The organism is uncultured Leptotrichia sp., from assembly GCF_938036635.1.
GTDB classification, from domain to species: Bacteria; Fusobacteriota; Fusobacteriia; order Fusobacteriales; family Leptotrichiaceae; genus Leptotrichia; species Leptotrichia hongkongensis.
The window spans coordinates 1-1,244 of sequence record NZ_CALHQO010000322.1 but is presented as its reverse complement, the minus strand read 5'-3'; the positions used below and the strand labels follow the sequence as shown (position 1 = coordinate 1,244).

General features: G+C 30.3%; 1 protein-coding gene. It reads right to left on the bottom strand.

What is annotated here, in order from left to right; all coding sequences use genetic code 11:
• Nucleotides 1-56: 56 nt before the first annotated feature.
• Nucleotides 57-1,076 carry a glycoside hydrolase family 16 protein gene (locus tag Q0370_RS06405; RefSeq protein ID WP_299573610.1) on the bottom strand — a complete coding sequence of 340 codons (1,020 nt, stop codon included), beginning with the start codon at nucleotides 1,074-1,076 and terminating at the stop codon, nucleotides 57-59.
• Nucleotides 1,077-1,244 lie beyond the last annotated feature (168 nt).

Here is a 1,244-nt window from a genome sequence, read left to right as displayed (position 1 = left end):
ATTAAACAATCCTATTATAAAAATTTATTCCTATTTTTAAATGGGTTTGGTATAAATTATTTTTTCTGATAAACCCTTACATAATCAACTTTCATTTCTGTCGGAAAATTAACATCCCCATCTTCTCCAGTTTTCTTGCTCAAAGCAACATTTATCATTATGAAATATGGCTGGTTAAATGGATTTTGTAAACCTCTTTTTTCCAGTTCCTTGTAAGAGAATTTTTTATATACTTTATTATTAAATAACCATTTTATTCCTTTATCATCCCATTCCACCGCATAAGTATTAAAGTTTGTCAATTTCTCTTTAGACCATTTACTTATTTTATAGTCACTACCTTCAAATGATTCATAAGTATTGTCACTTCTTAAAACATGTGCTGTCCCCGTAACACGATTCATCTCTCCACCATCAGTTTCCACTATATCGATTTCACCAATTGCAGGTTTCCCATCAGCTTGAGAATATCCTTCAGGCCATAACCAAAATGCAGGCCAAGTCCCAATTCCTTCAGGCATAGCCGCTCTCATTTCAATTTTTCCATACTGCACATTATAAAGATTTCTTGTATGAATCGCACCTGAACTATAAAGAATACGTCTTTCTACACCATTAATATTAACTTTTTTATCAGTTTCCTTCTTTAGTGTTATAATCATATTCCCATTTTCAACTCTAACATTGTCTCTCAAATAAAAATGTTTCGCATCAAATCCATATTGATTGACCAAATTTCCATTTTCATCTAAATAGTTCCCCGCATTCCAAGGATTCCCATTTTCCCAATAAGCCCATTTCGTACTATCTAGCTGATTTCCATTAAATTCATCATTCCAAACCATTTTCCAGCTTTTTCCTGTTACTTTGGAAATAAATCTGTTCAACTTACTTCTTCTAGAACTTTTCACCTCAACTTCAGCTTTCCCTTCTATATTTCCAATCTTTTGTTGCACTTCACTTTCTATAACCTCGATTTTTTGAGAAGTATCTATCTTCTTATTCTCACCTGCTGCAAATACCATATTTCCAGCCAGTACAAACAAAATTGCCCTTAAAAAAATCTTTTTTTTCATTCTTCTTTTTTCTCCTTTTTTAATTATCTTTTTTTCATTTATAAAAAGTTTAAAATCCCTAATAACTACAATATTTTTACAATTTTTCTCCAGTACCTTTACCGTAAAATTTTAATATTTTGCATAGAAATTATTGTATTCATTGAGTTTTTATATTATTATTTTTAC

What these genes read in the sequence shown, in the direction of transcription:
- Q0370_RS06405 (WP_299573610.1), bottom strand. Translation starts at nt 1,076, where the DNA reads ATGAAAAAAAAGATTTTTTTAAGGGCAATTTTGTTTGTACTGGCTGGA.